General features: G+C 71.5%; 6 protein-coding genes and 1 pseudogene. 5 read left to right on the top strand and 2 right to left on the bottom strand.

The features are described from left to right. Window positions 1–166: 166 nt before the first annotated feature. Window positions 167–1,549, bottom strand: coding sequence for a mycothione reductase (locus AB1460_RS34120; protein WP_368966439.1), 1,383 nt, complete (start codon window positions 1,547–1,549; stop codon window positions 167–169). Between the two features lie 285 nt (window positions 1,550–1,834). Between AB1460_RS34120 and AB1460_RS34115 the strand changes: the two genes are divergently transcribed. From AB1460_RS34115 to AB1460_RS34095, 5 genes and pseudogenes are all read left to right on the top strand, one after another. Beyond that, on the top strand, window positions 1,835–5,086 hold the full coding sequence (locus AB1460_RS34115) for a DEAD/DEAH box helicase (RefSeq protein WP_368966437.1): 3,252 nt from the start codon (window positions 1,835–1,837) through the stop codon (window positions 5,084–5,086). Then, a complete protein-coding gene (locus tag AB1460_RS34110) occupies window positions 5,079–6,053 on the top strand; it encodes a hypothetical protein (RefSeq protein WP_368966436.1) in 975 nt (324 codons plus the stop codon). Before AB1460_RS34115 ends, AB1460_RS34110 begins: the two co-directional genes overlap by 8 nt. A gap of 239 nt (window positions 6,054–6,292) precedes the next feature. Continuing rightward, window positions 6,293–6,505 carry a hypothetical protein gene (locus AB1460_RS34105; RefSeq protein WP_368966434.1) on the top strand — a complete coding sequence of 71 codons (213 nt, stop codon included), beginning with the start codon at window positions 6,293–6,295 and terminating at the stop codon, window positions 6,503–6,505. 12 nt (window positions 6,506–6,517) lie between these two features. Beyond that, window positions 6,518–7,144, top strand: a pseudogene (locus AB1460_RS34100) (AAA family ATPase); the annotation flags it as partial. A 187-nt stretch (window positions 7,145–7,331) separates the two neighbouring features. Next, window positions 7,332–7,706: a hypothetical protein gene (locus AB1460_RS34095; protein WP_368966432.1), complete on the top strand. Its 375-nt coding sequence runs from the start codon at window positions 7,332–7,334 to the stop codon at window positions 7,704–7,706. Window positions 7,707–7,895: 189 nt separating this feature from the next. Here AB1460_RS34095 and AB1460_RS34090 read toward each other — a convergent pair whose 3' ends face one another. Beyond that, window positions 7,896–8,195, bottom strand: coding sequence for a transposase (locus tag AB1460_RS34090; RefSeq protein WP_368966430.1), 300 nt, complete (start codon window positions 8,193–8,195; stop codon window positions 7,896–7,898). Window positions 8,196–8,839 lie beyond the last annotated feature (644 nt).

The raw sequence follows: 8,839 nt of genomic DNA, 5'->3' as shown, positions 1-8,839 counted from the left end.
ACGACCCTGCGCGGTAAGCCCGCCACCATCCGCATACCTCATGCCCGCTACAAGGGCTGAGCACGGCCGGGTCATACCCGGACAGACCGGATGTGATCAAACAGACCCCGACCATTCAAATTCTGTAGCCGGCCGTGCGTCGAGGCCGGTGTATGGGCGCCTCCGGTCACGAGTGTTCGGTTCTCGCGGGCGACGGTACGTCGAGGAGGGCCTGTTCGATGAGTTCGGTGAGGGCTGGGTGGATGTAGAGGACGTCTCGGGCGATCTGGTCGACGGTCTGGCCCAGTGACATCGCCTGGATGAGTGGCTGGATGAGGAGGGCGGCGTGTGGGCCGAAGATGTGGGCGCCCAGCAGGGTCCGTGCGGTGGGGTCGACGAGGAGTTTCGCGAAGCCGGTCGTGTCCTCGAGCGCCCAGCCGTAGGCGGTGTCGGAGTACCGCCGCAGGGCCACCACATGGTCCACATTGCGGGTGCGGGCGTCCTGTTCGGTGAGGCCGACGCTGGCGATCTGCGGTTCGGTGAACACCGCATGGGGAGCGACCGGGCTGGTCAGCCCGCGCTCCGCGCCGGGGTGCTGGAGGTTGTGCGCGACGACGCGTACCTCGGCGTTGGCCATGTGCTTGAGCTGGAAGTGGTTGGCGACGTCGCCGAGTGCCCAGACGCCGGGAACACCGGTGCGGTACGCCTCGTCAGTGACCACGTGGCCGTGCTCGTCCAGAGTGAGGCCGCCGGCTGCCGCGTTGATCAGGTCGGTGTTGGGCCGGCGTCCCGTGCAGATCAGGAGCAGGTCCGCGTGGACGTCGACCTCGCCGGCCGGGCCGGCCACGGTGGCCGTGATCCCGGCGCCGTCCGGGCGGACGGCGCTGACCTGAGCCTCGAGGAACAGGCGGTGGCGATGGTCGGCGGCTTCGGTGAACGCCGCTGAGACCTGTTCGTCCTCGGCCATGAGCAGCCGCGGCCCGCTCTGGACGATGGTCACCTGCGAGCCGAACGAGGCGAAAACGTGGCCGAACTCCGCCGCGATGAACCCACCCCCGACGATGAGAACCGACGTGGGGATCTCGTCGATTCTCATCACGGTGTCGGACGTGTGGTAAGGGACGTCCGACAGTCCGGGAATCGGCGGCAGCTTCGGCCGTGAGCCGGCGGCGACGACGAAGGTGTCGGCGGTGAGCCGTTCGGATCCGACGAGCACGGTCTTCGGGGCGACGAAACGGGCCGGCTCGGTGTACACGTCGATCCCGTTCTCGCGCCGGTAGGCGAGCGCCTTCTCGTGTAGCGGGTCGATCCGCCCGAAGATCCGGTCCCGGATCTCCTTCCAGTTGACCGTGTCGACGGTCGCGTGGATGCCCAGCCGGGCGGCGGCGCGGGCATTCGACGCCGCCTCGGCGGCGACCACGAACATCTTCGTGGGAATGCAGCCCCGGTTGAGACAGGTGCCGCCGAAGCGGTCCGGTTCGACGATCGCTGTGCGCAGGTGACGCAGATCGTCACCGGGCAGCATGTTGCCGCTGCCCGCGCCGAGGACGATCAGGTCGTAGTGGCTCATCTGGCGCAGCCCTCCGGGTCAGGCTCGAGCCGTCAGACCGACGGCTTCTCGATCAGGGTGATGGTATGGCCGTCGAGATCGGTGACGGAGGCCAGCGTCGCCTCCTCGGCGGGCGGCGGGCGGCGGGCACCTCGCCAGGAGCAGCCTGGCGCGAGCAGCAGCCGGGCCAGATCGCCGCGTGGCCCCGGATGCCCGGTCGGCGCCCCGCGGGGCCGTCCGATGCTTACGTAAGCTCGCCGGTGAGCCCTGTGGGGATATCCGAGCGCGGGGCTCCGGGGAGTGCCGATGCTGGTTGTGCACGGCATCTGCGCGCCTACCGGCGGTGCCTGGCTGTGGGCTGAGGACACGCGGCGGTGGGAGCAGACGCCGCGGGGGCCAGCGCCGTCACCGCATCCGCATCCCTTTGCGGCGATTGCCGCAGAGCTGGCGCCGCTCGCCACCGGCGGGTCCGCCATGGGCGGGCGGCTTGCGGTGCTGCTGCCGAGTACGGCCGCCGGGCCGCTGCCGTCGCCGGAGCTGGCATCGGCGAGGGCAACGGCGCTGGCGCTGGCGGACGACGCACCTGGGCCAGCGGGGGAGGGGGCAGCCGCGGGTGCCCACAGTCCGGTCCTCCGCCGCTGGCTGGTCGACACGATCCGTCCTGACGTCCCGCCCGCGCCCGGAGGCTCGTGGTGGGAACCCGGCGAGGCGTTCGAACTCGGGGCGTCCGCGCTGTTCCTACTGGCCGTCGATGCCTTCGCGGTGGATCTGGTCGACCGCGGGCGGGTCCTCCCTGCGGTCGGCTGGGACGGGGCGCGGCCCCTGGCCCGCTGGTCACCCGTCCTCACCGGGCCGGATGCCGACCGGTTCGACGAGCTGCTCGCGACGATGCCGCCAGCGTTCCGGGCTGCCGCGGGCCCAGTGACTGAGGGCCCGACGACCGCGGATCAGACGACCGCGGATCAGACGACTGTGGGTCAGGCCGCGGGGAGCGATCCGGCCGAGGCGTTGGGCGCCGCGCTGGACCATCGTGTGGAGACCCACGTGCGTGGCCGGCTTCGGCCTGCTGCCCGTCCTGCGGCACGCGCCCCGGGAGCGCGGCGATCCTCGCTGGCCCGGGCGGCGGCCGGCTGGCTGCGTGCCCTCGACGGCACCGACGGCTCCGAGGCTGCCCCGCACTTCACCGCCACCGGCGGCGCGGCCCGCGAGCTTGCCGCGAAGGTCGAGACGTGGCGTGCGGGCGGCAGGTGGACGTCCCCGATGCGGGTCTGTTTCCGGCTGGGGGAGCCGGGCGCGCTGTCGCGGACGTCCCCGGGCGATGACGACGCCTGGCGGGTCGACTTCCTGCTCCAGGCGGTCGACGATCCCGGCGTCCAGGTGCCGGCCAGCCAGATCTGGCGCCGTCGGCCCGCCGGGCCTGCCGCGTGGACCACCGACGCCGAGAAGTCGCTGCTTGGTGGGCTAGGACGGGCTGCCGCCGTGTGGCCGGCGCTGGACCGGGCGCTGCACGAGGCCCGCCCGGCCGGCCTCGACCTGACCGTCGAACAGGCGCAGCGGTTCCTGGACGTCGCCGGCGCCCTCGAGCAGGAGGGCTTCGGGGTGTTCGTGCCATCGTGGTGGACGAGGCCGGCGCGCCTGGCGTCCCGGCTCACGGTGCGGGCGGTGAACCCGGTGGCGCCGATTCTGCGTGACGTCACGACGGACCTCGGCCAGATCGTCGACTTCCGCTGGGCCGTCAGCCTCGGCGGCGTCGAGCTGAGCCGCGCCGAGCTCGAGGGGCTCGCGAAGGCCAGGGCCGAGCTCGTCAAGGTCCGGGGCAGGTGGACGCGGGTGGACCCCGGCCAGCTCGCCGGCCTGGACCTGGCCCGGCAGACAGCCGGCGGCCGGATGACCGTCGGCGAGGCACTCGCCCACACCGGTCTCGGCCCCGGCAGCGACGACGCATCCGGCGCGGACGTCGAGGTGATGGCGGACGGCTGGCTCGGCGCGCTGCTCACCGGCCCATCCGGTTCATCCAGCCCTTCCGGTTCATCCGGTCCCGCCGACCAGCCGGGCACCGGGCCAGGGCCCGGTGCCGGTGCCGGTGCCGGATCGGGTGGCGACCTGCCGGCCGGGCTGGGCGTGCGGCTGCGCCCGTACCAGATGGACGGCCTCGCCTGGCTCGCCCTGCTCGACCGGCTCGGCGTGGGTGCCGTCCTCGCCGACGACATGGGCCTGGGCAAGACCATCCAGGTCCTGGCGCTGGAGCTGCGCGCCCGGGCCGCCGCGCGCCGGGGGCCGACCCTCGTCGTCTGCCCTACCTCGGTGCTGGGGAACTGGCGGCGCGAGGCGGCGCGGGTCGCGCCCGGCCTGACCGTCCACACCCACCACGAGGCCCGCCGGCGAGCGGCAGGCGTGGACGTCGCCGAGGCGTCGTCCGGGCATGACCTGGTTCTCACGACCTACCCGCGGCTCACCCGGGACATCGACGAGTTCCGCGCGGTCACCTGGGAGCGGATCGTCCTCGACGAGGCCCAGCAGATCAAGAACTCGGCGACCGCGCAGGCCCGCGCCGTCCGTCAGCTGACCGCCCGCCACCGGATCGCTCTGACCGGCACCCCGGTGGAGAACCGGCTCGGCGACCTGTGGTCGATCATGCATGCGGTCAACCCCGGACTGCTCGGCTCGGCCGCCTCCTTCCGCGCCCGCTACGCCGTGCCGATCGAGCGGTACGGCGACACGGACGCGACCGCCCGGCTGCGCCGACGGATCCGCCCCGTCGTGCTGCGCCGGGTGAAGTCCGACCCGGCGGTGCTGCGTGACCTGCCGTCCAAGGTGGAGCTGCGCCAGCTGTGCACACTGACGGCGGAGCAGGCGTCGCTGTACCGGGCGGTCGTCGACGACATGATGGAGCGGCTGCGGGATGCCTCGTCCACCGTGCGCCGCAACGGCGTCGTCCTCGCGGCGATGACGAGACTCAAGCAGGTCTGCAACCACCCGGCCCACCTGCTGGGGGACTCCTCGGCGCTGCCCGGCCGGTCCGGCAAGCTCGCCCGGCTGGAGGACCTGCTCACCGGAATCGTCGCGGACGGCGAGCGAGCGCTCTGCTTCACCCAGTTCGCCCGCTTCGGCGCGATGCTCGCGCCCCACCTCTCCACCCGGCTCGGGGTCGACGTCTCGTTCCTGCACGGCGGCCTGCGCGCCGCCGAACGGGACGCACTCGTCGAACGTTTCCAGACCCAGCGCGGCCCAGGTGTCTTCCTGCTTTCTCTCAGGGCCGGTGGCAATGGCATCAATCTGACTGCCGCGAACCACGTCATCCACATCGACCGGTGGTGGAACCCGGCGGTGGAGGCGCAGGCGACGGACCGCGCTCACCGCATCGGGCAGCGGCGCGACGTGTGGGTCCGCACCCTGCTGTGCATGGGCACCCTGGAGGAGCGGATCGACCGGATCCTCGTCGACAAGGCCGCGCTGGCGCGGACGGTCGTCGGTGGCGGGGAGAGTTGGCTGGCGTCGCTGTCCACCGACGAGCTGTGGGATCTCGTCGCCCTCGCCCCCGAGGCCGTCGATGACTGACCGTCGCCGGGCCTGGTGGTCGTCGCGGTTCCTCGCGCTGATCGAGGGCATGAGCCTGCCCGAGCCGCTGCGTGCCGGCCGCGCCCTGATGCGCACCGAGTCGGTGCTGAGCGTGCGGCGATCCGGCAACCTCGTCGTCGCGATGGTCCGCGACCGTGGTGAGGAGCTGTACAAGCCCCGGCTCGCCGTCCGGACGTTCGGTGACGCCGCCTGGGGTCGCCTCGAGGACGCCCTCGCTGCCGAGGCTCGGTATGCCGCCGCACTGCTGGCCGGCTCGATGCCCGCGGATCTCGAGGACGTCTTCGCCGCGCTCGGACTCTCCCTGTTTCCCCAGCGTGCCGACGACCTGGCGATGGACTGCACGTGCACCGACTGGCAGCGGCCGTGCGCGCATCTCGTGGCGGCCTGCCACCAGCTCGCCGACACGATCAACCTCGACCCGTTCGCGCTGCTCGCGTTGCGCGGCAGGGAACGCGACGCGCTGCTCGCCGAGATCCGGCGCCGCCGCCCGCGATCCATCTCCCACACCGAGGAAACAGGCAGGCGCTCCTGTTCCTGGCCGGTAGGCCAGGGAGGGGCACCGGCTGCGATCAACCCGCCCGGCTCCCCGGCGTCAGACCCTGCCACCCCGGCCTCCCCGGGCACAGGCCTGGCCGGCGGAACCGCGGAACCGCTGCCGACCGCCCTGTCCGCCTTCTGGACGTCGCCGGTCCCCGCCGGCCGCTCATCGCCGGTTTCCACCGGCCGGTCATCGCGAGTCCCCGCCGGCCGGGGCTCCGCGCCCGATCAGCACGTTCCGGCAGGGCGCCCCGACATCCTGCTGCAGCTGTGCGGGCCGCTGGTGGTGGAACCGTTCGGTGACCTCCGCGAGGAGCTGCGCCCCGTCTACCAGATGTTCACGACGCCCGGCGCGGACGTTCGTACCGGTCAGCACGAGGCAGACCCGCCGGGTGGGGACGACCGATGACGTGGATGTATGGAGCGTCGCGCGATGACCGGTAGTGCTCCGCAGCGTTCTTCGCCGCGCTCCATACGGTGACGAACCCTCTGGGCGATCGGAACACCGGACCCGGCGCCGACCCGCAGGACGTCGTCGCCGGGCATCCCCTCGTGTGGTGTCGGGTACCGCCGTACCCCCCTCTTCTGCGGTGTCGAGGATGGCTCTACCCCCCTCCCTCCGAGGTGTTGCTGAGTAGCGTCCTGGCTATGCGAGACGATGAGCCGCGGCGCATCCTCGCCGATGCGAACCCGTGGTGGGCGAGCGCGGCTGCCGGCACGGATCCGACGGCGTGGACGGAAGCCAACCGCGCGCTGCGTGACCGGGCCGGCTACGACCTCGGCTACCGGACGCGTGTCCTCGACGACATTGCCCAGGCTCCGCCCGACGGCACCCTCACCGTGGTGACCGGGCCGCGGTGAGCCGGCAAGACGGTTGCCGTCCTGGACGCCGCGGCGCGCCTGCGCGCTCACCCCGACGTGGATCCGCGGCAGGTGATCTACGTGTCCTGCGACGGCATGGCCGCACGCGACCTGCGGCGGCTGCTGACGCTGGGTCGTGCACTGACCCGGTCAGTGGACGCACCGACCCGCCGGCGTCGGGTGTGGCTGCTGGACGAGATCTCCGGAATCACCGGCTGGAGCAGCGTCCTGAAAGCTGCTCGCGACACTGGTGACTTCGGTGACGTCACCGTCGTCACCGTCGTCACCGTCGTCGCCACCGGCAGCCGCTGGGTGAGCACCGAGGACGTGCAGGGCAACCTCTTCGCCGGCCGAGCCGGTTCCGGCAGCGGGCACCGCATTCGCCAGCTCCTCCCGATGGGCTTCCGTGACTACCTCGTCGCGACCCGTCCCCAGCTGCCTCTACCGCCGGTCACCCATCCCGGGGAGCTCGACGGTGCTTCGGCGGTTTTCCCCGTGCGGTCGCTGAACACCAGCGCACCGGCGCGGTCAGCCCTGCCTACCTGCGAGACCTGCTCGCCTGGCTGCGTGCGGACGTCGACCCGGACGCGCCTACCGACTCCGTTCCGCTGCTGCTCGGCGGCATCGCCGAACGTATGACGAGTCCCCTGAATCTCACGGCGACTGCTTCGGACCTCGGCTACCCGAACCGTGACCTGTTCGAGCGCAGGATCATCCGCCTGGTCACTCGCATGCCGCGTTGCGCTGCCGTCAGCGCGGCGATGACGGCCGGGTTGTCGCCGGGACCCAGCCCAAGCTGTACCTCACCGATCCGATCCTGGCGTGGGTGCCGGCGCTGACCAGCCCAGGCCTGCCTCGCCCCGACTTCACCGCGTTGAGCGAGATGACGCTCGCTGTCACGCTCGCCCGCGCCATCGATCAGATCGATGAAGGACGCTGGATCGCCGACGACACGATCGGCTATGTCCGGACCGGTTCCGGTAATGAGATCGACCTCGGCCCGGTGTGGATTCCCAGCGAAGCCGGTCCGATGACGACGACCCCCATCGAATCCACGTGGATCGACAGCGGCTGGCGGGCGGAGGCGCGTCGCATCGAAGCGAAGTACGGCCGCGGCATCCTCGCGACCAAATCCGTCCTCGAGCTCGACCTGCCGGTCAGGGCCGTCCCAGCCCCCATGGTTGCGAGCCTCCTCGGTTGAACCCTCTCGGTGAAAGGGGCGATGACATATAAACGGTGAGTTCCTCCAGGTGGTGTAGATCGGGAGCGGCTGGTTGATCGTCGCCGACAGGGGAATCCCGACCAGCACACCCAGCGCGGTCGCGGTCCGGTCCTTCGACAGGAGCTGGCCCGCGTACAGGTCCCGCGTACAGGTAGAGCGCCGCCGCGGTCACCCGCGGCCAGTACTGGACCGGGCCGTCCACCCCGGCCGGTGCGCCGCTCGCGGCGGCCGTGGCCACGCTCGACGGTGCGTGTGGTGGTCGTCACCTGGCGCCAGGGCAGGGCTGGGGGCATGCAGGCTGGGCTGGTTCGCTTTGACCGTGAGCACGTAGTGCGCTCCGCGGCCGATCAGCCAGCGGGCGGTCTCGGTCTGGGTATGAAGAGCGTCCACGGTGACGATCTCGCCGGTCAGGTCGAGGTCCGCGAGCCGGGCGGGCAGCGCGGGGATCTCGTTCGATCTCGCGTCCACCGCGACCTGGCCGAGCACGACGCCGGTGCCATGGTCGAGCGCGGAGAGCAGAGGGCCACCCGCAGCGGTCGCCGGTACGGGAGCCTCGCAGGGTCCTGCCGTCGACCGCGACCCGCCGCCGCGTACCGGTTCCCGGGCTGGTCGCGGCGGCGGCCCACGTAACCTTCATGATCTCGGGTGTCGTACCCACACCCACGAGACGCCCGGCCGCGTCCCCGTCTCTCTACACAGCCCCACCAGAAGCCCGGCTCCGACCCATCGCCTACGCGTCAGCGGACGTGCCGGGACCCTGGGCGCGGACGGACCCCCCGAGGTAAGCGGCTCTCGGACGGTGCGGTACCGTAGGGAAAGGTGGCAGTCGCCGGCCGAGCCGGAGCGATTTGACACAACCCCGAATGCCTCGGTAGCTTTACCGAGTCGCCGCAGCCGGGACCGAAAGGTCGAAACGGATAAGGCGGAAGCCGAAGGGCAAATCGCCAGAACAGCGATTTGACACCGGCGGAAAACGGCAGGTAAGTTAAAGAAGCTCCGGGGAACGCCGAAGGGCAAGAGCCGGAAGCATCTGCTCCTTGAGAACTCAACAGCGTACCGAATAGTCAGTGCCATATTTTTTAACCCCCGTCCATGGCCAGGGCTTGTGTGTT

This window comes from Parafrankia sp. FMc2 (assembly GCF_041008525.1).
Classification (GTDB): Bacteria; Actinomycetota; Actinomycetes; order Frankiales; family Frankiaceae; genus Parafrankia.
This window is presented reverse-complemented; position numbering and strand designations above follow the sequence as displayed.

Bases quoted from the DNA above. Each gene is read 5' to 3' on its own strand.
- AB1460_RS34120 (WP_368966439.1), bottom strand. From the start codon at position 1,549: ATGAGCCACTACGACCTGATCGTCCTCGGCGCGGGCAGCGGCAACATG.
- AB1460_RS34115 (WP_368966437.1), top strand. From the start codon at position 1,835: ATGCTGGTTGTGCACGGCATCTGCGCGCCTACCGGCGGTGCCTGGCTG.
- AB1460_RS34110 (WP_368966436.1), top strand. From the start codon at position 5,079: ATGACTGACCGTCGCCGGGCCTGGTGGTCGTCGCGGTTCCTCGCGCTG.
- AB1460_RS34105 (WP_368966434.1), top strand. From the start codon at position 6,293: ATGCGAGACGATGAGCCGCGGCGCATCCTCGCCGATGCGAACCCGTGG.